The organism is Vibrio sp. 10N.222.54.E6, assembly GCF_041473955.1.
Classification (GTDB): domain Bacteria; phylum Pseudomonadota; class Gammaproteobacteria; order Enterobacterales; family Vibrionaceae; genus Vibrio; species Vibrio tasmaniensis_A.
The window spans coordinates 1-23,939 of the sequence record NZ_JBFRTD010000039.1; the positions used below are offsets into that span (position 1 = coordinate 1).

Genomic DNA, 23,939 nt, shown 5'->3' on the forward strand with positions numbered 1-23,939 from the left:
GGGGTTCATGACGCGCTTACACTCAAACTTCTCAGACTGCACATTTGATCGTACTTCACTAGTTGGAACGAAGTTTAAATTTTGCAATATGGTTAGTGCATCGTTTAAAGATTGTTTAATTCGTGGAGTGTTATTTAGAAAGTGTAATTTAGAGCATGCTGTATTTTCTGATTGTATTATTGCAGCATCGACTTTCGAGAAAGCAAAACTTAAGAATGCGCAATTTATAAACTGTAAGGTTATTAGCTCTACTAACTTACGTACATTTCTTCCAGAAAATTCTTTTGTTAATACTGAGTTTTACGACACTTATCCGTCTGAAAGCAGCTTCGACCTAGCCCTTGTGGATGTTGTAAATCAACTCAGAGAGCATGATTTTATCCGTAGGTCGACAGTCTTACATCGAAAAAAAGGAAAGCTGGATACAATCTCTTTAGGAGTCTTGGTTGAAGAGTTTGGTCAAAGTAATCTTGTCGCTATTCTTCCTGAGGCTGCGTTGTCAATTGAACGTGAATTTCATACACTCAGTTACATACAAAACGTATTGCGTAAGGTCATTAACGATGGTAGCTTTTAAGCCCCCGGTCTTGCCACCCATAGAACTCTGGTGCTAACGGTTAATGCTAGTCTACGGACTGATGCGGGGTTACAGCGTTAATTGTTTCAAAGTTAGAGGAGGTATTGCCTATGGTAATGGATGTTTTAACAATTTCATCTTTCGTTGCGTTAATTCTATACAAAGTGGTTGTAAATATCAGTTCTATGTTTGGTGGTGAGATTTACCTTCTGCGCTATAAAAAATCCCATACAAACGTATAAGGTGACAAGATACTTTTTCTCTTCTGATAAATGCGTTTTAGAACAATGCCTCTAAAACGTTTATGTCCAAAAATGAGTTGAACGAAGCCGCTCTGCGACTGTGACCCGACTACCAGCTAACCCTGTTTAAAGTCCGTCAATTTTAGCAAATCTTCATTATCACTGGCTCGAATCACTGAGTTGATTTTTCATATACGCCAGAAACGAAAAATGTCGCATCCATGCGACATTTCTCTTTTGGCGGCCAAACCAGTTTTGCTATATCCATTCTAGATTTCAATCCATTAGGAGATTATTCAGAATGTACATATAAGACGCTGTTAATGTTGATTAGTTCCCGTTACGCCGCATTTTTTTTCGATTTATTTTCTAAGTCGAATGACGCTGCGATTAACTTCTTGGTGTAGTCATTTTTCGGTGCATTGAAAATCTCTTCTGCAGACCCTTCTTCCATCACTTCACCCTTCTGCATCACCAATACACGATCCGACAGTGCTTTCACTACCGAGAGGTCGTGACTGATGAACAGAAAGCCGATATTGTGCTTGGCTTGAATGTCTTTTAGCAGGTCAATCACGGTCAGTTGTACTGAGCGATCGAGTGCCGAAGTTGGTTCATCCAGCAAAATGAAAGAGGGCTCTAGAATCAGTGCGCGAGCAATCGCGATACGTTGTCTTTGTCCGCCAGAGAACTCATGCGGATAACGGTTTATTGAATTCGGCTCTAAGCGAACTTCAATCAATGCTTTGCGCGCTCTTTCTAAACGTTCTTGCTTGGATAGATGAGGTTGATGCACCGTTAAGCCTTCGGTGATGATTTCCCCAACGGTCATGCGTGGTGATAAAGAACCATAAGGATCTTGGAACACCATTTGGACATCTTTCTTGAGCTTGTGACGCTCTTTATCATTTAATAAGCTAACGTCTTGGCCTTTGTAAACAATACGTCCGGTACTCGGCAGCAAGCCGATTAATGCACGTCCAAGGGTCGATTTACCTGACCCTGATTCACCCACAATGCCTAGCGTTTCGCCTTGTTTAAGATTCAACGAAATGCCTTTTACGGCTTCGAAATACTGACTTTTACTCTTGATGAAATGTGATTTAACCAAGAATTGAACTCGGATATCGTCAGCACATAATAGTTCTGGAGCTGACGCCTCAACAGGAACCTTAGCGCCTTTAGGAATCGAGTTAATCAGCATGCGTGTGTAATCGTGTCTTGGATTCTCGAATAAGGCTTGAGTCATCCCTTCTTCAACTAGCTCACCTTTGCACATCACCAGAACACGGTCGGCAAAATGTTTTACTACGCCAAGGTCATGGGTGATGAACAAAATTGCCATGCCCATTTTGTTTTGGATTTCTTTGATAAGAGAAAGCACTTCCGCTTGTACGGTCACATCCAATGCGGTGGTAGGTTCGTCGGCAATCAAAATATCGGGCTCGTTGATCAAAGCCATCGCAATCATGATGCGCTGTAATTGACCACCTGAAAACTCATGCGGATACTTGTTGTAAGCCTGCTCTGGCATTGGTAAATGCACAAGATTGAAGAGCTCTAGCACACGCTGTTTTGCTTTTGATTTCGATACATTGCGGTGACACATAATGGCTTCCGCCACTTGTGTACCCACGCGCAGGTATGGGTTGAGAGATGTCATTGGTTCTTGAAAGATCATTCCGATCCTGTCACCACGAATTGACTGCATCTCTCGTTCAGTCTTTTTGAGTATCGACTGACCTTCAAATTCGATTTCCGATTGAGCATCAATGATGGCGTTATCAGGAAGCAAACGCATTAAAGCGTTGGAAGAGACAGATTTACCTGAACCCGATTCGCCAACAATGGCCAAGGTTTCACTAGAATTAAGAGTAAAGTTAATCTTTTTTACCGCATCAATGATTCCATCATTGGTTATGAATTTAACGGAGAGATTATTAACTTTAAGAATGGCCCGGTCCGACATGATATATCCTTATCAATTTAAGACATTAGGTGAAGATTGAACTTCTGAAGTGGTTTTAAGTTGCCCAAAATGGTGATGAGCGCGTTGAATTTGTTCTAGTTCGAGCATCCAATGTGAGCTGCGCTGAGCACTGCAAAATGCGATCAGGTGATTGAGTAAATCTTCGCTCTGCTTTTCCAATAACCTAAAGGTACGTTGAATCAACTCTGTACCTTCAAGAGAGATAAATTGCATCAATGCATAAGATTGGTTCAAGGTGTCGAAGGCTTGTTGGTGCTGGCCTAAACGATTGAGAATCTCTGATTGAGCGACACTGGCGTCTCTAAGGCCTGAAATTAAGCAAGCAAACTGGCAGGGTTTGATGTCACTTTGGTATGCCGCGTTTTGGATGTGATGAGGAAGAGAGGTGAGAACATCGTTATAGAGGCGCTGTGCTTCGGGCCAATGACCTTGTTCCATTAACTGTTCAGCTTTTAGGTAGTGCATCCAGCAGCGTTCAATTTCCATGTCCACATCCTTAATTTTAAATATCCTAAAATGTTAATGATATTTATTATCAATTGCAAATTAAAATCATTCACATGCTAAGTTGGTGAATTAAATCTCTCGTTATTGCTAAAAACGGAGTAAATTGGTTGTTATTTGTTCAGTTGAACAGCTGTGCAGCGTAAGTCACTAAATTTATAGGTAATTACATCTACACTGATTTTATCTACACCCAAGTAATGAAGGACTAAGGAGGCGGCGATGGCGATGCAAAGACTCAATACAGAACAGCTGTATAAGGTAGCGGAACTCGATAAGCTACCATGTAAGTCGACCAAAGAACTGGCTCCAATTGACGAAATCGTCGGGCAAGAACGAGCACAAAAGGCCGTTGAGTTCGCGATGTCAATTAAGGAAAAGGGTTACAACATTTATGCGATAGGTCGAAATGGTCTGGGTAAACGCACCATGATCTTGCGCTACCTAAACCGACATCCTCAAGAAGTACAGGAGCTTTTTGATTGGTGCTATATCGCGAATTTTGAAGACATTCGTACACCTAAGGTGCTGAAATTACCTCGTGGTGTTGGCAGCAGTTTGAAGCAAGATATTGAAAAGCTGATGCGTAAGCTTCTTAAAGCAATGCCACTCGCATTCGATAACGAGATGTACTTTAATCGCGCTGACCGATTAAAAAATCAGTTGGCCGCTAAGCAACAAGCGGCGTTAGAAGCGATCAGTCAAGAAGCAAAAGATAAGGGCATTAACCTGACGATCACGACTCAGGGTGACTACCAATTTGTCGCGATGAATGGCGATGATCTTCATACCGAAGAGAGCTTCGACTTACTCACGCCAGAAGAGCAAGATCAATTCGATAAAACCATTGATGGATTGGAAGTCGGGCTGCGGACCATTTCTCGTGAACTGACCGAGCTTGAAGAGACGTACACAGAGAAAGTTCAAAAGTTGAATGATGATACGGCGCGAGATGTTATTACCCACTTCATCAAGCAGTTGAAGCAAGATTACAGCCAATATCCTGATATTAAAAAGTACCTTACAGCACTGCGTAAAGACATTGTCGACAACGCAGATATTTTCTTAGAAGAGAGCACAGAGCAAGCAGAAGTTGCGACCGCCTCTTTGGATAAGAAAATGCCACGTCGCTACAAGGTGAACGTGATTGTGAGCCAGAAGGAGGAGACTCTGCCGATCGTGGTGGAAGAGAATCCAAATTATCACTCTCTGTTTGGTTATGTCGAGACGGCAACGTTCAAAGGCACCGTATTTACGGACTTCTCTTTGATTCGTGCAGGTAGCTTACATAGAGCCAATGGCGGCGTCTTGCTGATGGATGCGGTCAAAGTACTTGAACAACCTTATGTATGGGAAGGCTTGAAGCGCGCGCTGCGTTCGCGTCAATTGAGCTTCACGTCATTAGAAAAAGAGGTCACGTTAACGGGGGCGGTATCACTTGATCCTGAGCCTATTCCATTGGACGTTAAGATCATCCTGTTTGGTGATTATCGAACTTATCAACTACTGCAACATTACGATGCGGAGTTTGGTGAATTGTTCCGTGTGACGGCCGATTTTGAAGATGAGATGAAGCGTACTGCGGATTCTGAAATGCATTACGCACGCTTCATTTCAAGTATCGTGCACGACAACAACATGCTGCATTGTGATCGCAAAGCGATTGCTCGCATCATTGAGCACAGTTCTCGTCAGGCGGGTGACCAAAGTAAGTTGTCGCTGCACTCGGCACACATTGCCAACCTGCTTCGTGAATCAAACTACGTGGCGAAAGGAGCGAAGTCGAACCTGATTCGTGCTACGCATGTCGACCAGGCGCTATCGAACCAACAGATGCGTGTCGGGCGACTGCAAGACAGCGTCATGGAAACCTTCACCAACGGTACAACACTGATTCATGTGGATGGTCAGGCGGTTGGGCAGGTCAATGCGCTGTCTGTACTCAGCACAACCGATCATATGTTTGGCGCACCGAACCGGATCACGGCAACCACGGCTTATGGTGACGGTGAAGTGATTGATATCGAGAGAAACGTAGATCTAGGCGGCAGTATTCACTCGAAAGGGGTGATGATCTTATCGGCTTACCTTTCTTCGGTATTTGGTAAGACAGCGAAAGTACCGCTTACTACCAATATCACCTTCGAACAATCGTATGGTGGCGTCGATGGTGATAGCGCGAGTATGGCTGAGTTCTGTGCGGTGGTGTCTGCATTTTCTAAGCAGCCGAACCGTCAAGACATCGCGATTACCGGCTCGATGAACCAGTTCGGTGAGTCTCAGCCTATTGGTGGTGTGAATGAGAAAATTGAAGGCTTCTTTGATGTGTGCGAAATCAAAGGACGTTCAAATGAGCAAGGGGTGATCATCCCACGTTCAAATGTTCACAACCTGATGCTGCGTAATGACATCGTAAAAGCGGTTGAAAAGGGCGAGTTTAATATTTGGGCTATCGACCATGTGACTGAAGCGATTGAGCTGTTTACAGGCAAAGCCGCCGGTGAGGCGAGTGACGAGGGGAGCTATCCAATCGATACTATCTTTGGTATCGCTCAAGCTAAACTGAACGCACTGCGTAAATAGTCTAATATCTATAAACCCAGCTAGCTTTTTAATTAGATAAGTATTTGAAAGTTAGACAGATAGACAAAACTAAAAAGCCATCGACATAAAAATCGATGGCTTTTTTTGATTGCGACTTTGCTCGCTATTGAGTCGTCTGTATCTGGTCTGCTTACGGTATTCGGTGAAAGCAATGTGCTAAATGACTTTACCTATTTCGCAAACAGAGCTTGGTGCCATCGAACTTCAGCTTCGCCAACAAGTGCTTGGCATTAGAGCGGCCAATATCATCAAATTCTACCCCGTATCGAGCGTAATGCGTTGATTTTTGGAGATTACAGATAATGCCTTTCAATGGCGGTATTAGTGGGCCATTGTAGTTCTCAGGTGTAACTTCAATAGAGACTCGATCGGCAATTTGAATCGCACGAGAAGTCGGTGAAGTAACAAAACGACAACCACTTTTCGATAAGTCTCTAATCTCACAGTTTGCTCGTTGATCGTTGAAGATGATTCTGGAAGCTAAGTTCACCTCGTAGCGTGTCTCTTTACGCAGTTGGGTTACTTGCATCGAGCTTGGTGTTGAAAGCACAAGTATAGGGAAGGGATCTCCAATCCTATGGTGAATTTGGCTTTTAAAGTGGATAAGAGCGCCTTCTCCTCGCAGAGAGTACGCACGAGCTGTCATCCAAAAACCTTCTTGAAAGAAAAAGCTCAGATCATCGTTGGATACGTCGGGAACCTCAACCACAATGCAGTTATCACTGTGTGTACCGATAAATTTGGTGGTGGCGAGAAACTTAGTACCAACTGGAGTCGATACATTTAATGTTAGTTCACTGCCGTGCTCTATCATGGCCAGTGCATCGGTGCTATTTAATGTAGAAACGGTGCGGTTACGAGGATCTTGAAGTGCCTGATTATGCTCCAAAGGCTTCTTCAGTGGTGCGTTCATTATATGTTCTCCATGCGCCAACATGCGTCTGTTTGTTATATTGGTAACTTGCTATTAAGGGGCAAATACGTGCTAGATTTAGCAGGTGCAATTACATAAATTAAGTGCAATTACATAGACTAGGTAGATGTACTCACATAGATTTATAGAGTGCCTTTATCTTTATTGATTCGTTATTAAGCCGATGGCACAGAGTTATTTACTTTGTTTGTAAGTACTTAGTTCTATTTGTATAAGCTTGAGTTAGTCTATTACAAGGAATGAATACTTCAAATTTTTATTGTTTGTCGTATCAATTATTTTCAGGAGTTGAGAATGCAGGCAACAAAATGGGATCAAGATGCGAACCAGATCACAGTTGAGCTAGCACCCAACCAGTTCGCGGTTGTTAAGTATCAAAAGGATGGAGATGTACTACATATCACATCGACACGTATTCCTGATGAGCTTCAAGGTAAGGGCTTCGGTAAGGTGATGATGGAGTCGGTACTGACTGAAATTGAACAAGCAGGTTTTAAAATTGTACCGATTTGTAGCTATGTGATTCACTATATGAATAGGCAGCCACAGTGGGCACACCTTTTATCCGATAAAGCATAGTAACGAGTATATGTCTCAATCAATATCGTCAAAAAATATCGCTCAACCGATAGCGAATTCAAGTCAAAATCAGCCAGAGCTTTATCAACAAAAGTTTTATCAAAATGAGCTTTATCAAAAAATAGCGGCCTCACTGGGTTGTCATCAAGGGTTTGATGTCCAGGTGATTCAAAGCCTATGGGGCGGGTATGGTGAATTAGTTCGTTTGGTTTTTTCTAAAGACAGGCGTTCTTCATTCAACAGTGTGATTGTTAAACATGTCGCATTGCCAGATAAAGCAGAACACCCAAAGGGTTGGAATACCAAACTTTCTCATCAACGAAAGGTGCACTCTTACCAAGTTGAGACCGCGTGGTATCAGTCGTTTACCCAACAGTGGGATGAGCGTTGCCCTGTACCTGTAGGGCTGCAATGTGAGTTACAAGAGCACGAGTGGCTGATTGTGATGCAAGACTTGGCCGAAATCGGTTTTCCGTTAACTTCTCAGTTTGATGTGCTTGCTGCTTTTGATGATTCAGCAATCCAAGATACTCAGTCTGATCTGGCGTCTGGTTACACACTAGAAGAGCAAAACCAACGCGATGCTTGCCTTAAATGGCTCGCTAACTTTCACGCAAAGCACATCAATGTAGATCAAGAACATTCAGCTTCATTGTGGCAAGTCGGCACATATTGGCATTTAGACACGCGGCCTGACGAGTTAAACGCATTGGCTGATTTATCGCTTAAGAGCCAAGCGCAGCACATTGATAATCTATTAAGGACGTGCCCATATCAAACCTTGGTACATGGTGACGCCAAGCTCGCCAACTTCTGCTTTGATTTAGACAGTGAGCGCGCTGCTGCCGTTGATTTCCAATACGTTGGGCGTGGTTGTGCGATGAAAGATGTGGCCTTGTTCATGAGTAGTGCTGTGAGGCCGCAAGACTGTGCAGAGCTTGAATCAGAGATCTTGGAGGCTTACTTTCGATACTTGAAAGCGGCACTCATGCACTATCAACCACACCTTTCGTTCGATGATGTTGAAGCCGCATGGCGACCAATGTTTTACGTGGCATGGGCTGATTTTCAACGTTTTGTTAAAGGTTGGAGCCCTGATCATTGGAAGATCAACCCGTATACCGAGCAACTAACCTTACGAGTGCTTAACCAATTAGACGAACAGGAGTCCGTCAATGTTCGATAAAACCGCGAGCTGGAAAACGCCGCAAAACTTCTTATTACTGATTTCAATTGTTGTCCCTATCGCGTTTTCGAGCTGGATGGCGCTGCTTAATAACTTCGTTATTGAGAAAGCGAATTTTGATGGTGCGGATATTGGTTTATTGCAAAGTGTTCGTGAGATCCCTGGCTTTTTGGCCTTTACCGTGGTGTTTGTGTTGGCGTTCATTCGCGAGCAACGCTTCATGTTGATATCGCTGGCGATGCTCACTGTCGGTACGGCGATTACCGGTTTGTTTCCTTCACTCACTGGCCTACTGCTGACCACCATTTTGATGTCGACGGGTTTTCACTATTTTGAAACGCTCAAGCAGTCTTTGTCACTCCAATGGCTGAGTAAAGAAGAGGCCCCTGAGATGCTGGGTAAAATGATCTCTGTTGGCGCGTTGGCCTCGTTAATTACTTATGGCTCAATCTGGGTGATGTTAGAACAGCTGAAGCTCGATTTTGCTTGGGTGTACGGCATTACTGGCGGTATTGGATTTATTCTAGTTTTGGTGATGACCTTTGGTTTTCCTGAGTTTCAAACCAAGACTCAACAAAATAAGAAATTGGTGCTGAGAAAGCGTTACTGGCTCTACTACGCGCTCACCTTTATGAGTGGCGCGAGAAGACAGATCTTCACGGTATTTGCTGGCTTTCTGATGGTAGAGAAGTTTGGTTACTCGGCTGCTGACGTAACGCTACTGTTCTTAATTAATTACCTGTTTAATTTCTTATTCGCAAAACGTATTGGTCGATTTATCGGTGTGGTTGGAGAGCGCAAGGCCCTGATCTTCGAGTATGTTGGTTTGATTGGTGTGTTTGTCGGTTATGGTTTAGTACAAAGCGCGGAATGGGCGGCGGCGCTGTATGTTGTTGACCATCTGTTCTTTGCACTCGCATTAGCGATCAAAACCTACTTCCAGAAAATCGCCGATCCTGCCGACATGGCATCAACCGCAGGTGTCTCTTTCACCATCAACCATATTGCAGCGGTTGTTATTCCGGTCGTATTTGGGGTGATTTGGTTGTCGTCCCCTGCAACGGTTTTCTACATAGGTGCTGCGATGGCGGCGGTATCTTTGGCGTTGTCTTTAAACATCCCCAAGAAGCCCGAAGAGGGCAATGAAGTGCGAATGTTTAGCTGGCGCTAACTCTCGATAAAGACTAATAAAAAGCTCCAATAGTGATATTGGATCTTTTTTGTATGTACTAGATGGAAATATCTAGTTAGCTTTCAGTAGGATTAGTTTCTTGCGGTTTTTAATTCACCACGTAACTTGAAGATTCCTTTTGGTGCCTTAGTCAATAAGATGCCACAAAGCAGAGGAATCATCATCACCAGTGACTGTTCAGACAGCACTTCTCCATTGATGTAGCAAGAGATCAGTAGTGCAACCACAGGGAAAATCAGGAAGCAGATAGACGCTTGGAACGGCGTCGAAACTTGTCCGAGTTTAAAGTAGGCAACAATGCCGCCAACACTCGCCACAAAGCCTAGGTAAACTACCGCTGAGATTGAATCCCAAGTGAAGGATTCAACATTCACGTTTTCACCTATCGCCGAAACGGCGAATAAGAATAGAGAAGCGATCAGACTTGGGACTGCGTTGTACGTCAGTACTTCGATGCCTTTACAGTGCTTTTGAACTAACACATACATAACAGCGTGTATTGCCACAGCAAGACCTAAGCAAACGGTACCAACTAGGTAGTCATCGCCACCCATCTGCATTTCATTACCGAGGATCAAACATAAGCTTACAACAGCGGTAGCCAAACCAAATATTTGGTGCTTAGCCAATCGTAGGCCTAGGAATAGGCCTGACATCAACATCACAGCGACCGGCATGTTAGCGAAGATGATCGACGCTAGACCAGAAGAGATGTATTGCTCGCCATAGATCATCAAAGTAAATGGAATCGCAAAGTACATCAGCGCAACAATCAGCAACCATTGACGCTTGCCTTTAGGAAACAGCAGTGGCTGGTTGAAGACTTTCGCTAATACCGCAAGCAGAGGTGCTGCGAGTAAAAAGCGCAATGCAGTAGCAAAAATTGGTGGGATAGAATGCAATGCCACTTCCATTGCGAACCAAGTGGTTCCCCAAATTAGGCAAACAGAGACAAAAAGCAAGATAGTTAGCGACTTCGAATTCATGGTGACTACTCATTAATAATTATTTTAAATCATCGGCTTGTGGCGCCTTAATGACGTGGCACAGTATAAGGAGGTCGTCGGAGAAAAATTTTGTCTTTTTATCTCTAATTGCAATTTATTATGGAAAAATAATCTCTAATGTGTCTATTTTTTAGAAAATAAATTCAATTTAGGTAGCTTGAGGAAAGGCATTGTTCTTTGTAAGGTTTAATTTCGTTTAAGAAACGATCAACTTCGCGAGTATGACTATTTGGCTTATTGCTGTCAGCGTAGCAACAAGAGGCGCCTTTTAAATCACTGTATAAGATGTAAGGCGCGTTATTATTCTCAGTGCAGTCGGTAGATTCATCTACGTAACAGGCTTAACTTGTTTGGACTGTCTTACTGCAAGGACAAGTTGCGGTAGCAGTGACATCACGATCATGCCTGTCATTAGCGAGTACTGGAGTGGGGTAAAGGATTCACCCATCAACATCATACCCGTCACAATTCCCGCAATTGGGTTAGCGATGCCACCGAAGGTGAAATCAACCACTGACATACGCTGTAGTAGCCACACATACATGCCGTAACCCAGGGCAGTGTTCAGGATAATCACCCAAACAAGTCCTATTGCGTTACGAGTATCGAAATGAGTCACAGCGTTAACATAAGGCTGTGGGTCGATGAGCGCATGAACGCCAGACGCGACAGATAAAATCGTACCGCCTAGAATCAGTTGCCATGTTAATACCTTCCACCAGTGCATGCGATTACCCAGTGACTTGGTAATGCTACTGCCGATAACGATACACATGATTGCAGCGAACATGGCGCCTAAACCTATTGGGTTTAATGCGATTTGACTTGGATTAAACAGTATCCACGCCAATGTGATTAATCCAACACCAGACAAGGCTTGAATCAATTGCGGACGCTGTTTCTTTACTACCCAATGGAAGATCATCGCAAACACTGGCACAGAGATCATACCTACACCGGAGATTGCCGAAGGCAACGTCAACGCCATCACGAAGATTAAGCTAAAGAAGGTCGCAATATTGATAAGACCCAATGTGAAAATGATCTGCCATTCGCCTTTTTGAGGCAGTGTCGGTTTTACTACTAGCAATAACAAACCAGCAGGCAACGCGCGCAAAGCACCCAATAATAAGGGGGGCCATTCCTGTAGCGTAAATTGCGTCACTGCATAGGTTGTTCCCCAAAAGAACGCGGGAATCATTGCTAATAATATGTTCATATGAAATATCTTTACGTTAAGATAATTGGTTGTATGAACTGTATACCTAGATCATATGGTTGTAAAGTATCTTTATGTTAAACTAGTTTGAATTAATCAGACTAATAACGGAGCGAGATCGCAAATGGATGCTATCGACCGCGTAGTAGAGCAATGGGCAAAGGAAAAGCCTGAGTTAGAAACTGAGCCAATGGCAATGATGGGCAGGATTATGCGTATTGCCAAGTATATGGAGACGCAAGTTGCCGAGCTTCATAAAAATTACGACATGAAACTTGGTGAGTTTGATGTGTTGGCAACGTTGCGACGTTCTGGGAAGCCTCATCAACTGACGCCATCAGAACTGATCGGATCGATGATGCTGACCTCAGGCGCAATGACCAATCGCCTTGATAAACTAGAAGCTAAAGGGCTGATCAGTCGTGAGCACAGCAAAGAAGACAGGCGCAGCGTGAGTGTTCTGCTAACCAAAGATGGTCTTATTCTGATCGACCAAATGATGACTGAACATGTCGAAATGCAGAAAAAACTGGTTAAGTCATTGTCTGCGAGCCAGAAGAAGAACACTAACCAACTTCTGAAAGCATGGTTGAGTGCTTACGAATAATTTTTAGGTGACGGAGTAGGGTACGACTATGGACAGTATTCAAAATAATACGGAAAAAACAGATATGCTTGAGAAAGTAGAGCGCGTTGTATTAATTAATGGATTGGAATATGAGGTTAGCGGAAATGTTCTTAATCTTAAGCTAGGCAGAGCGGGTGGAAAGGTAAAAATCAAATACGATTACGCGACGAATTCATACGTCTACAACTGTAATGAGTATGCTATTGGTTTTTCCAGTCTCATCTTCTTCGTTCTTTCGTTTAATACTCTGTATCAAGTTGATCACCAAGCATGGTCTGGTTATGTCGCGGGTTTGATGTTCGCTGGAGCAATATTCAATTTGATCCAATTAGTGCTATCTCACGTCCAAATGTTAGACATTAAAGCACAGCTAAGAGAAGTCGGTATCTACCTCAAGTCTGGCGCGTAAGAGCCTTTAGCATCTTGTGTATCGTGAACAACTGAACAACTTAGCCATTTCTGAGTAACGAGTGGTTAAGCCCTGCCATCGGTGGTTATATGCCCAAATAAGCAGCGTTAACACCAATTCTTAGTGCTGTTTTTACTTTCCTCTTACACACTTTTCTTATATCGAACCTAGTATCAAATTTCTCTTGGTTATACAGGCAAGCTTCTCATTATGAAGAACTTTTTCGATAGCGAGCTCATGCTCTCTAGCTCCTTGAACTTCGTTCTGCTGTCACTTGGACTAACGCTCCTCTTACATATTCCAATTTGGTGTGGATTCAACCTGAGTCGGCGAAAATGGAAGCGTATGGATTATTTATGGCCGTTTTTAGCGGGTATCGGAATGCTTGGTGCCGTGTCTGAGATTAGAGCGAAGGTGGCGGGTGATTGGGTTGAAACCGAACAAACCAGAGCGGTGGCGATTTTAGAATCGGTTCAGCAGTTCTCGTTGGATAAGTTGAGAAGTGATACCTGTACAGGTCAGCCATCTTTAGATAATTACGCTCAGTACCACGACGCGTGTTTGTGGTATTTGAATACGGCGATTACGTTTAAAGATATCGATTTCACCTTGTTACCTAATGCATCGGATTTTACGGTTCCTGCGCCTAGCGTGTCGTTAGTTGAAAGTGATGCGGTGTGGGTGGATGGTATGCTGAGTCAGTATGAAAAGCAGAAAAACCAATATATAAAAACCAGAGAAGCGCAGGTGAAGCTGCCCCTAGAAAGTATCTTTTGGTATGTGAGTCCTTACTTAGTGTGTTTCGCGATTGCACTACGTCTTACTAAGGTGACAGCAGAGCTCAAGTTGGATAAATGCTCATAGTTCACTGAATGTTTGTAGTTCACGGTTCATCGCTATATCAATGGGTAACTCAATAGCTAGGCAAGCGTATAACTTTAGGTAAGCGTATAACTAATAGGATGTGTCTGAATTAGAGATAAAAAAATAGCGTCAGTATTGAATTACTGACGCTATTTTTATGTTGGATCCAACAGTAGCGGAAAGTTGTTTATAAAGGTGGCTACTTAAATTGATATCTAACCGAAAGTTGTAATTGAGGGCCGTAAAGACCGTTGTTTTTGGAAGCAACTGCAAACACTGCTTTATCTGTGGCATGGAACCTGGCTCCAAACGTAAAGATTGAGTGCTCTCCGTTAGAACCCGCAAGCACATGGGCTTCTACTCTCTGAGTGATCCACGCTCGAATACCCGCATTAAATTCGACATAAGCTTTCGTTTCTCCAGCTGCGTATGAGTTTTTGTTGAAATGGAGTAGCAGCTGCGTATTTAAGTCGATCCCTTGAGTTATTGGACCATAAACTTGAGGGCCGATGTACGCATCAAAGTTGCTTTCATCTTCGGCTGTGTTGGTACTAAGGCCGCCCAAAATCGCCAAGCTATCGTTGATGTCGCGTCCACCATCCACGCTTAACCCCATAGGCTTTGCTTGCATCCCAAGTTCTACAAAGTCCGTTGTGAAATTTGCCGCAGATATAGCTTGATGAGAGAAGAGGCATAGCAGTAGAGGTATTACATTTTTAATTTTCATATGACTTACAAAAGATAGTAATAGTGGAGTAAAGCGCTTGGTCATGCTTTATTTATTGTCACGCCAAAGCGATGAAGTTCTTCGAAAGTTAAGTCAAAGAAAATGTCTGTTCTTGTTGTCCATCTTGATTGTGCTGTATAGGGGGGCGATAACCCATTCCTTTGCTTGATGATTGTATATTAAACATAACTGCAATAACCAACAACGATTTTAATTTTTTTTGTATAGCTCTAAGTTCTGGTTCAATTATGGAAATAGTTAATCCTAACTGTATGAATGCAAAAATGGGCAGTTTATCTGCCCATTTTTATAACTGTAATGAATGACAAATCTTCCCTTAGATCGAGATTCAACTCGATATAGACAGTGCGAACGACAACAAGATTGGTAGGGTAACCACACTTAGGAAGTTACCAAACAACACCATAGATGCGACCTTAGGGGGCTCGACATTGAACCTCTCTGCAAACAGGTAGTTCATCACAGCGGGTGGCAGCATGGTGAACAGTACCATCATTTGTAAGTGCAGCGTCGGCAGCGGGATAAAGAAATAGATGATGGTAAAAGCGATCGCCCCTGTAAACAGGGATTGAGCCGTACACAACAAGCCGACCTTTAATCCGCTCAGTCTCAAGTTGACCATTTGCGAACCTAACGACAATAGCATGATAGGAACAGCAGCTTGCCCAAGCAGTGATGTGGCTTCGTAGATTGGATTCCACACGGTAATTCCAGACAGGTTGAGCGTCATCGCTAGCGCAGCCGCTAAGAAGATTGGCATCTTGAGGATCTGTTTGATCGGATTACCGTCGCTCAATAGCGCCAACCCCACACTGATATGGACACATGCCGATACCACAAATAGTAATACCGCAGGGGCTAATGCGCTCTCGCCAAAGGTATAAGTGAATAGGGGAATGGCTAGGTTGCCACTATTACGGAACATGTGTGGCGGAGCCCAAGCCTTGAAATTGAGCTTAAAGATCTTACAGATCGGAATCATCAACAATGCAGGCACTAACACTGCGACCAAAGAAGCGGTTATGAGTGGCAATTGCTCTGTGTCGAGAGGCATGGTGGTCAGCGATGCAAACACTAGCGCAGGGATACACACATCCATGTTGATGCGATTGATCGGTTTGAAATCGGGCTTGAGCCAACGACCGACCGCAAAGCCAGCACTGGCTAAAGCAAAAACGGGAAACAGAATGCTGATGACCTGTTCGAACATAGAATTCCTTTCTAGGTTTAGTACATCCATTTAGCGGAGAAACGAATGTTTTAGAGAGCGCTATAGATACGTATGAAATCGAGATGTATAAACATTAACCTATCAACATAATGACTTGGCGTCACCGAAGATCGTTGTCTGTCAGCGGTTAATTTACATTTCTTTGAATGAAGCACAAAAAAGACCAGTGGCATCAGCAACGGGTCTTTAAAGGCTAGATAAATCTGGACGGGTTCTTTAATTAACTACGGTGACCACTAAACGCGATTATCACCACAGCTGTAGGCAACGATCTGGCTGATTTCGCTCAGGCTACGACCTGATTGTTGCTGCCATTCGTTGAAGGCTTTACCCGCTGCCAGTTGTGCTCGCTTGGTGTTACGGCCGCTATCTAGCACATCGGTACTGCGTAGGTGCGCTTCAACATCCGACGACAAGATGAAGGTGTCTTTGCCCATTTGGCGCAGAGTGTAGGCACCAGTATTACCACCTAGTCGCTTGCCGTGTTTTTTCAGGTAATCCCACAGCTCGGTGATACGTTCTGATGGCCAGTCGGCAACCATTTTCGAGAATGAATCGGCTTCACGCTTGGCATTGTGGATCATGGTGGCGTTGGCAGGGATGGTCATCACTTTAGTGAGGTGGCGAATAATGCGCGGGTCTTGTGCTTTCTGTTCCCACATTTCATTCGGCAGCATCAGCATTTTCTCGATGTTGAATTCAAAGAACACCTCTTCAAATTGCGGCCATTTCTTTCTCACCACATTCCACGAAATGCCACACTGGAATACTTTTTCAGTAAAGGCGGCTAGCCAACGGTCTTCGGTGATTTGCGATAACTCGGCTTGGGAAAGGGGCGCACGAACAATCTTTTCGAGTTCGGCTGCTCCGCCTTTACGGTGAGCTGCACGTTGATAAATAGTGTCGAATTTTTCTTGGGTCATTGGAGGTTCCAAATTACATCTGTGTATCTTGAGTATGTAGCCAGTGCTTAATGATATGGGGCTGAATCTGGCAATTAAAACAAGTCGATTAACTAAATAAGTCTGTTAATTAAAACAATCCTGGTAACTAAAATTAACCTGACAATTAAAATGAACTAGCAGAGCTTTAATTCCATCTGATACAAGGGCCACGTTTTGCCATTGAACTCTTTCACGCTCGGCTCTTTGTCTACCACCTGAAATCCTGCTTTGTCGTAGCAGCGTTTTGCTCCGTGGTTTTGCTTAAATACGGCCAAGGTGATGGTGGTGATATTTGGGATTTCTTTCGCAGCTTCTAATGCACTTTCTATCATGGATTGCCCAAGCCCTTTACCTCGTTGGTTTGGGTTAATCGCGACTCGGCAAAAGCGAAGTTCATTGTCTGACATGCGTTGAAACTCCATAAAGCCAAGCAAGTCATCGGTATTTGAGTTGGCGTTTGAATCGGCGTTCGGTTCAGAGTATGACTTAGATGCAGAAAAGGTATATAGCTCGACATGTGGTTCTTGAGAACGTTCGATGATGGAGGCTGCTTTTAAGGGCCAACCAAATGTCCGTCCGCCCCATAGAACGTAGTCTTCTAGGGATGTAAACCAAGTGACGATCTCGTCGGCGTCGGATGCTTTAAAGCGGTTTATTTCCATATCCTTCTCTCTTCCTTATCGCGTGTCTCTTTTTCTAAGCCGTTAAACTTCTGCGGCCAACTGATCAAGAAATCCACGCATGTAGTCGGTGCGCTTATTGGCTTCTAATTTGGCTGATTCTGTATTCATGGTTTCAGCTAGCTTGAACAGCTTCACGTAGAAATGGTCGACGCTGTAGTGCTTGTCATCCAAGTCACGCTGCTTCGCGAATGGGTCTTCGTGGTTATAGAGTTCAGCGTTAAAGCTTTGACCCACGTATAGGCAGCGAGCAATGCCAATCGCACCGAGAGAATCTAGGCGATCTGCGTCTTGAACAATCTGTGCTTCCAAGGTTTCTGGTGTGATGTTGGCGCTGTAACTGTGAGTGACAATAGCGTGATGGATTTCGTCGAGATAGGACGCGGGATACTCGATAGATTTGAGGAAAGAGATCGCCTTGTCTGCCGCCATTTTTGAGCTTTGGGCTCTGTCTGGGTGGTTCTTAGGGAAGGTGAAGCAATCATGAAGGTAAGCGGCAGGAAGAACGACCTCAAGCTTAGCCTGTTCTTGAGTACACAAAACCTCAGCAGTTTTGACTACTCGCTTGATATGGCTGATGTCGTGCGCGGCATCCTGTGTCATCTCTTGCTGAGCAAAATCAAGCAGTTGGCTTTCAAATCTTTTAATCACGCGTCCCTTTCTCCATCTGTAGACGTTATCAATGTTGCTTATCGATTAGTATCGTTTCATCTCGACTGTAACAGTTTCTTGCGCGATTTTTTATCTTTTATAAAAGGAATATAAACAAAAAAACCGACTCAGTGAGTCGGTTTAATAGAGAGGCTTGTCTACGTATTTTAGGACGAGATAGATAAAAGCATTATCAACAGTAATTAGAGCTTAAGCGACGGCTTGCTGAAGCTGCGCTAACACATGATGTAGGGAAGGGCTGATCGTGTGACCAAGCGCTTTCACTTCGTCACATGGTTCTACCAAATCTGGGATCTGGAAGCTGATCATGTTGGCTGCCATAGATGCGCGAATACCGTTGTTTGAATCTTCAAACGCTAGGCAATTTTCAGGTGCAACACCTAAGCGCTCTGCCGCTAGCAAGTAGATCTCAGGGTGAGGCTTACCATTGGTGACTTCACAGCCTGTGCTTAACGAAGCGAAGTAAGAATCTAACCCAGCCAGTTCAAGCTTCTTTTTCGCGATATCAAGCTGAGTGGAGGTCGCAACCGCGATTGGAATGTCGTTTGCTTTAAGCCATTCAAGTAGTTCGATAACACCATCTTTAACTGGGATTGCTTGGTGCTTAACAACCGCATTGTAGCGAGTGCGCCATTCGGTGTTCAGCGCCGGGTAATCTAACCCTTCGCCGTAGCCCTTTCTAAAAATTTGTTCGATGGTTTTTGCGTTACAACCAATGATGCCTAAGTAAACATCTTGCAAGAACGGAACATCTTGCGCGTGACATGCTTCTTCAAAAATCTGCATACAAAGTCGCTCGGTGTCGAGTAACAGTCCATCCATATCAAAAATAGCAGCTTGAAAATTCATATCCGTGGTTCTTTCTGTGTTGTCATCGTGAGGGCGAGTATTTTGACATAGTGTCTCGGGATAGGCGAGTCAGTGTTCAGTAAGAATATGCTTAGTTAGATTGGGAGTATGCTTCTGGATGACTTTATATATGATTGATTATGAATAAAATAATATCGTTAAGTTATGAATCTGGCACTTTATAGGCCATGCAGATCTAACAGTCACAATAATGGTTATCGTACATAACAAATTTAGATTTAGAGTCTGTCTTCCTATTACATTTCATAAACTTACGGTTCAGTTAGCGTGACCATAATCTTAGAAAAAACAATTTGCGAGAGTCTGCAATCATAGTGTGACCAAGCGATAAGTAAATAGCGGAACTTAGGGACAAAATATCATTAGTCCACATTTTTAGCAGGGTTGCTTATGTTGTATTTTGAGTTTCTATTTTTATTAGTCGTTCTTTATATCGGGTCTCGATATGGCGGTATTGGCTTAGGTGTTGTTTCTGGTATTGGCTTGGTTATCGAGGTGTTTGTCTTCAAGATGCCACCAACGTCTCCACCTGTCACCGTAATGCTGATCATCCTCGCTGTTGTTACCTGTGCTTCTATTCTTGAAGCGGCTGGTGGCTTGAAATACATGCTGCAAGTGGCCGAAAGGGTACTGAGAAAGAACCCGAAACGCGTCACCTTGATAGCACCGTTCGTGACTTACTCGATGACATTCCTATTAGGTACTGGCCACGCGGTTTACTCCATCATGCCTATCATCGGTGATGTTGCACTGAAGAATGGTATTCGTCCTGAGCGCCCAATGGCGGCTGCATCTGTTGCATCTCAACTGGCGATTACTGCATCTCCAATCTCGGCAGCAGTGGTTTATTACCTCGCGCAACTTTCTGATATCCAACACTCTATTACTCTGCTTTCTATTTTGATGGTGACGGTTCCTGCAACGCTGTTCGGCACACTTTTACTTTCTCTGTATAGCTTGAAACGTGGTAAAGAACTGAACGACGATCCTGAATACCAAGCGCGTCTAAAAGATCCTGAGTGGAAAAAGCGCATCGAAAGCACCACTGCGACGTCTTTGGATGAAGTACTTCCAACTTCGGCTCGTAATGCAGTATTGATTTTCTTATTGTCGATTGTGGTGATTGTTATCGTGGCGATGGTGCCTGAGATCAGAACCATCGTAGACGGCGACAAGCCAATCAAGATGTCGGTGATCATCCAAATGATGATGCTCTGTTTCGGCGGTATCATTTTGTTAGCGACCAAAACTGACCCGCGTGATGTGCCAAACGGCGTGGTATTCAAATCGGGTATGGTGGCAGCGATTGCTATCTTCGGTATCGCTTGGATGTCGGATACCTATTTCCAATACGCAATGCCTCAGTTCAAGTCGGGCATCGTGGAAATGGTGACTAACTACCCATGGACGTTTGCACTAGCGCTATTCATTGTATCGGTTGTGGTGAACTCGCAAGCCGCTACTGCACGTATGATGCTGCCTGTTGGTCTTGGCTTAGGACTAGACCCAGCCCTGCTTATCGGCTTAATGCCAGCGGTTTACGGCTACTTCTTCATCCCGAACTACCCATCAGATATCGCTACGGTTAACTTCGATGTCTCTGGTACCACCAAGATTGGTAAGTGGTATTTCAACCACTCATTCATGTCGGTCGGTTTAATCGGTGTAGTGGGTGCATGTTGTTTAGGCTACGCATTGGCACAGATTTTCATCGCTTAGTCTCACTTTTTATCGCTTAATCTGACTTCTTGTCGCTTAATTAAGCGATAACGAGATAACAAACAAAAACAGCGCCTATTTAGGCGCTGTGTTTGTTTTTACTGTTTGGAAGTTCTGATACGAACCTAGATTTCGAATTAATAACCAATATTAACGAGGCTCAAAGGCGAGTGACTGAATCGCTTCTTCTCTCGCCAGTTACTGTTACAACGACTGTTACCACTACAACTACAACTACAACTACAACTATAACTACCACCACAACTACAGCTGACCCTTTCGGGCAATATCCAATTTACTATTCGCAACAGAAGCGTAATTTTTGAAGGCTAAACTTGAGGTTCTAAGATCAGCAAGCTGCCCTTTTGTGCGTGTTTTTTTGTTTTCTTCCTGTCTTTAAAGCGTGCATTAGCGGCTATTTCAACTCCTAGCTGGGCATTGGTCAATGCGTCGTCACTGTTATCCGTTGAGCTTAAATAGGCGGCTTCAAGTTCTGGTGGTCTGAACAAATTCGGCAGAGTCCCCCTCATTCCATCAATGTCAGATTCAGTAAAGTCTGTGATAACAGAAATTCGCCATAATTCTTCAGCAAGCAACTTATAGCTTTGATCTAATAAAATCATATAAGTGTGGGCTTTATTCTGACATCGGCCAAGTGCAACTATGTTGACACTGCGGTCATATTTTTCATTTTTACGCTTTTGATAAGCTTTTGTTGTTAAATGGGAGGCTAATTTATCCCACAGCAAAATTTTAAGGAGAAGGGGATTAACCATGGTATCCGCCTCTACATCAGTACCTATACCTGCTGTTAAGCCTGCAGCCGCTCTCACTTTAATATCGCCGCTACCGCGTACAACAGCCTCAAGTGCCGCGTTTATTCCAGCGCCAGCACTTACCGAAGCTTCAATTTTAAAACGTGCAGCATCAATACTGCGCGCTTTAAAAACGGCTGTTGTCGATCCCTTCGCTTTAGCACCGATAAAAGCACTACCACCGATAGCGCCGACAATAAACTCATCAGCTCCGAGGATATTGCTGCTGTTGAATGCTCCGTTTACCTGAGCTTTAACTTCCGCGCCGACAAATAAGGACGCTTCGCTTTGTAGAGCAAATAACTGTCCAATACTCAGTTCATGGCTGACTTCAACCATTACGCCAAATTTTGCCGCCAGTTCAAGGTTAACCCCGATATCGATGCCAGGGATCAACTGCATTGGTGCAAAACCATTACGATTTTCAAGCTCAGCCTGTGAAAAGTTGGTTTCTTTTCCTAATCCTTGGCTAACACCGGCATTGCCTGTTATGCCTATTTCCGGCTTGCCCGCCCGCCCCTTCATAATCCCCGCCCCGCCATTGCTGCCGAATTTTGCATGCAAGTCGGTTTCTACTTTAACTCGTGCTTCAACACCAGCCTTAACTGAGGCTTGGTTACGGACTATATTTCTAAAATCCCAAGTACGTTTTATTTCAATTTTGCCTTCAGCAAAAAGATCCAGAGTATTTTTAGTACTTAGCGCACCGTCTCTTGCTGATGCTTTATCTTCATAACTGGTCTTGATACCTTTATGACAAAGTGCGGTATATGAATTGCGTTTATGCTGATCATTAAGGATCTGCCAGATATTATTATCAATGTTCTCTTTCTGATCGTACAAACTTTTCAGGCTATCAAGTTGTGCATCAATCACTTCAAGCTGTATACGTCCTAGCTCACCGTTTCTTACAATATTTGTTCTAAGTGATTCGATGAGTTTTATCTGCTGTAGCAAAAAATTATAGGTAGTGCGGTTAATACATTTAAAGCGAATATTTTCCAGTGGCGTTTTACTTGGGCGAACTTCTCTTATTATTTTTTTGAAATGTACTCTAATCTGACTGCGCAGAACCATCCACACCGGATCATTTGTCACATCTGAGGCACCAAAACCATAACTGCTACTTAGCTTCTTATGGTGTCTATATTTCATCGCTTCAAGATGAGAATAAACGGCATCAATACCTCTCTGCAGGTAAGGTATCGCTTTTACCTTATTGCTTTTAAAAGCCATATAAAGATTACCTGTCCATCTTTTAAATTCGATGTCACAGGCGCTTGGCGGCTGAAAGCTGCCGTTGGGTTTTAAAATATAATCGATATTGAGTTCTAAAGGATTTGCCATTTTAAACTCCTAAACTAGGGTTGATCGGTGAGCGCGGCGAAATGGATATTCGAGGAAGATATAAAGTCTTGCTTTGATGACATCTCGCACTCATGGCTTCTTAAACATGCTCCAATGGATAGAGTAATCCTTAGGAAGTCATTAGAATTTCGGTACATACAGAAAAGCAGAGTTTCACTTAATTCAAGTAGGTATGTCAAAGAGGGGATTATCTCGCCTACAATACTCATTCACACCTTAATTGGCTTAGATAAAGCGGTTAAACCCCCGGACATTACCTAGGATGAGGTCAATGTTAATGGGTACATCGATAACTTTATCATCACGGACGCTTCAAAAGAAGTTATCTAAACGAAGATAACTCCAGCTTTGTGATAACGAGGCAAGAAATAGAAACGGCGTCTAATTTGGCGCTGTTTTTGTTTGTTCTGTTTGGACGTATTAAGCCGAACCTAAGTTTTGAATTAATACCCAATATTAACGAGGCTCAAAAGCCAAAGATTGAATCGCTTCTTCGATTGTCAGGAAATGGATCTTCATCAGGCACACTTCTGCCTTCTGGAACTCGTGATTTCGAATCAGGTTGGTCACGCTTTCAACTGAATAGTGCTCAGGTTGTTTCGTGAGAGACAGTTGATTTGAGCTTGATTCAAGCGAGTAGCTATCGCCCACTGAATCAATGAGGTAATCCTCTTCGCCCAAGATCATGTCTGAGCATTCTGCTTGAAATTCGTGTTCGGATGCGACGTAAATAAGCTCATCGTCCCCGTCGAGTTTTACCAAAGATGGCCAACTGATCATTACTGCCTCTCAATCATGGATGTTGAAATGTATGTCTGGACTATAAACACTTTTGAAGCTTAAGTCAGGTACTAGTGATTTATCCTATAGAAAGAACAATAAACTACTGCTTGCTGTTTGATTTGTAATTAACTTTCGATAAATACAATGTTAATTATTAGATTATAATTAACACTT

General features: G+C 43.5%; 22 protein-coding genes. 9 read left to right on the forward strand and 13 right to left on the reverse strand.

Annotated features, from left to right (window positions below; all coding sequences use genetic code 11):
* The coding region (locus AB4513_RS21225; RefSeq protein WP_102258351.1) for a pentapeptide repeat-containing protein at window positions 1–577 on the forward strand (577 nt) is incomplete at its 5' end.
* Window positions 578–1,159: 582 nt separating this feature from the next.
* Here the strand turns inward: AB4513_RS21225 and AB4513_RS21230 are convergent.
* Window positions 1,160–2,788, reverse strand: coding sequence for an ABC transporter ATP-binding protein (locus tag AB4513_RS21230; RefSeq protein ID WP_102258352.1), 1,629 nt, complete (start codon window positions 2,786–2,788; stop codon window positions 1,160–1,162).
* A gap of 12 nt (window positions 2,789–2,800) precedes the next feature.
* On the reverse strand, window positions 2,801–3,295 hold the full coding sequence (locus AB4513_RS21235) for a hypothetical protein (protein ID WP_102258353.1): 495 nt from the start codon (window positions 3,293–3,295) through the stop codon (window positions 2,801–2,803).
* 240 nt (window positions 3,296–3,535) lie between these two features.
* On the opposite strand from AB4513_RS21235, the gene AB4513_RS21240 reads away from it, so the two are divergent.
* On the forward strand, window positions 3,536–5,896 hold the full coding sequence (locus AB4513_RS21240) for a Lon protease family protein (protein WP_009846167.1): 2,361 nt from the start codon (window positions 3,536–3,538) through the stop codon (window positions 5,894–5,896).
* Window positions 5,897–6,083: 187 nt separating this feature from the next.
* Here the strand turns inward: AB4513_RS21240 and AB4513_RS21245 are convergent, their stop codons facing one another.
* Complete coding sequence (locus AB4513_RS21245) at window positions 6,084–6,830, reverse strand: flagellar brake protein (RefSeq protein ID WP_009846168.1); 747 nt, start codon at window positions 6,828–6,830, stop codon at window positions 6,084–6,086.
* Window positions 6,831–7,145: 315 nt separating this feature from the next.
* Here AB4513_RS21245 and AB4513_RS21250 point away from each other — a divergent pair, with 315 nt between their 5' ends.
* The 3 genes from AB4513_RS21250 to AB4513_RS21260 are packed head-to-tail and all read left to right on the forward strand — an operon-like array spanning window position 7,146 to window position 9,787.
* Complete coding sequence (locus AB4513_RS21250) at window positions 7,146–7,430, forward strand: GNAT family N-acetyltransferase (RefSeq protein ID WP_029223001.1); 285 nt, start codon at window positions 7,146–7,148, stop codon at window positions 7,428–7,430.
* A 10-nt stretch (window positions 7,431–7,440) separates the two neighbouring features.
* Window positions 7,441–8,616, forward strand: coding sequence for a phosphotransferase (locus AB4513_RS21255; RefSeq protein WP_102258354.1), 1,176 nt, complete (start codon window positions 7,441–7,443; stop codon window positions 8,614–8,616).
* Entirely contained in the window at window positions 8,606–9,787 is a 1,182-nt protein-coding gene (locus tag AB4513_RS21260; protein ID WP_009846171.1) for an MFS transporter, read from the forward strand. Before AB4513_RS21255 ends, AB4513_RS21260 begins: the two co-directional genes overlap by 11 nt.
* A 92-nt stretch (window positions 9,788–9,879) precedes the next feature.
* Here the strand turns inward: AB4513_RS21260 and AB4513_RS21265 are convergent, their stop codons facing one another.
* The gene (locus AB4513_RS21265; RefSeq protein WP_102258355.1) at window positions 9,880–10,794 is read right to left on the reverse strand and encodes a DMT family transporter; all 915 of its coding nucleotides are present in this window, start codon (window positions 10,792–10,794) and stop codon (window positions 9,880–9,882) included.
* Window positions 10,795–11,143: 349 nt separating this feature from the next.
* On the reverse strand, window positions 11,144–12,034 hold the full coding sequence (locus tag AB4513_RS21270) for a DMT family transporter (RefSeq protein ID WP_102258356.1): 891 nt from the start codon (window positions 12,032–12,034) through the stop codon (window positions 11,144–11,146).
* Window positions 12,035–12,158: 124 nt separating this feature from the next.
* On the opposite strand from AB4513_RS21270, the gene AB4513_RS21275 reads away from it, so the two are divergent.
* The 3 genes from AB4513_RS21275 to AB4513_RS21285 all read left to right on the forward strand — a co-directional run bounded on the left by AB4513_RS21275 (window position 12,159) and on the right by AB4513_RS21285 (window position 13,935).
* Window positions 12,159–12,641, forward strand: a complete 483-nt coding sequence (locus tag AB4513_RS21275) for a MarR family winged helix-turn-helix transcriptional regulator (protein WP_102258357.1) — start codon at window positions 12,159–12,161, stop codon at window positions 12,639–12,641.
* Window positions 12,642–12,669: 28 nt separating this feature from the next.
* Window positions 12,670–13,071 (forward strand): hypothetical protein, encoded by a 402-nt coding sequence (locus AB4513_RS21280; protein WP_009846182.1) that lies wholly within the window; start codon window positions 12,670–12,672, stop codon window positions 13,069–13,071.
* 345 nt (window positions 13,072–13,416) lie between these two features.
* Complete coding sequence (locus AB4513_RS21285) at window positions 13,417–13,935, forward strand: hypothetical protein (RefSeq protein ID WP_102258358.1); 519 nt, start codon at window positions 13,417–13,419, stop codon at window positions 13,933–13,935.
* Window positions 13,936–14,134: 199 nt separating this feature from the next.
* Here AB4513_RS21285 and AB4513_RS21290 read toward each other — a convergent pair whose 3' ends face one another.
* From AB4513_RS21290 to AB4513_RS21315, 6 genes are all read right to left on the reverse strand, one after another.
* A complete protein-coding gene (locus AB4513_RS21290; RefSeq protein ID WP_232281801.1) occupies window positions 14,135–14,662 on the reverse strand; it encodes a hypothetical protein in 528 nt (175 codons plus the stop codon).
* Window positions 14,663–15,011: 349 nt separating this feature from the next.
* Window positions 15,012–15,893 carry an AEC family transporter gene (locus AB4513_RS21295; RefSeq protein ID WP_009846185.1) on the reverse strand — a complete coding sequence of 294 codons (882 nt, stop codon included), beginning with the start codon at window positions 15,891–15,893 and terminating at the stop codon, window positions 15,012–15,014.
* A gap of 257 nt (window positions 15,894–16,150) precedes the next feature.
* Window positions 16,151–16,837, reverse strand: coding sequence for a DNA-3-methyladenine glycosylase I (locus tag AB4513_RS21300; RefSeq protein ID WP_102258359.1), 687 nt, complete (start codon window positions 16,835–16,837; stop codon window positions 16,151–16,153).
* A gap of 155 nt (window positions 16,838–16,992) precedes the next feature.
* Entirely contained in the window at window positions 16,993–17,520 is a 528-nt protein-coding gene (locus tag AB4513_RS21305) for a GNAT family N-acetyltransferase (protein ID WP_009846187.1), read from the reverse strand.
* A 42-nt stretch (window positions 17,521–17,562) separates the two neighbouring features.
* On the reverse strand, window positions 17,563–18,189 hold the full coding sequence (locus AB4513_RS21310; RefSeq protein WP_009846188.1) for an HD domain-containing protein: 627 nt from the start codon (window positions 18,187–18,189) through the stop codon (window positions 17,563–17,565).
* Between the two features lie 210 nt (window positions 18,190–18,399).
* Window positions 18,400–19,059, reverse strand: a complete 660-nt coding sequence (locus AB4513_RS21315; protein ID WP_009846189.1) for an HAD family phosphatase — start codon at window positions 19,057–19,059, stop codon at window positions 18,400–18,402.
* A 411-nt stretch (window positions 19,060–19,470) separates the two neighbouring features.
* On the opposite strand from AB4513_RS21315, the gene AB4513_RS21320 reads away from it, so the two are divergent.
* Complete coding sequence (locus tag AB4513_RS21320; RefSeq protein WP_004732879.1) at window positions 19,471–20,799, forward strand: anaerobic C4-dicarboxylate transporter; 1,329 nt, start codon at window positions 19,471–19,473, stop codon at window positions 20,797–20,799.
* A 329-nt stretch (window positions 20,800–21,128) separates the two neighbouring features.
* Here AB4513_RS21320 and AB4513_RS21325 read toward each other — a convergent pair whose 3' ends face one another.
* Window positions 21,129–22,961 (reverse strand): hypothetical protein, encoded by a 1,833-nt coding sequence (locus AB4513_RS21325; protein ID WP_102258361.1) that lies wholly within the window; start codon window positions 22,959–22,961, stop codon window positions 21,129–21,131.
* Between the two features lie 477 nt (window positions 22,962–23,438).
* Entirely contained in the window at window positions 23,439–23,762 is a 324-nt protein-coding gene (locus AB4513_RS21330) for a DUF4144 domain-containing protein (protein ID WP_009846192.1), read from the reverse strand.
* Window positions 23,763–23,939: the final 177 nt, after the last annotated feature.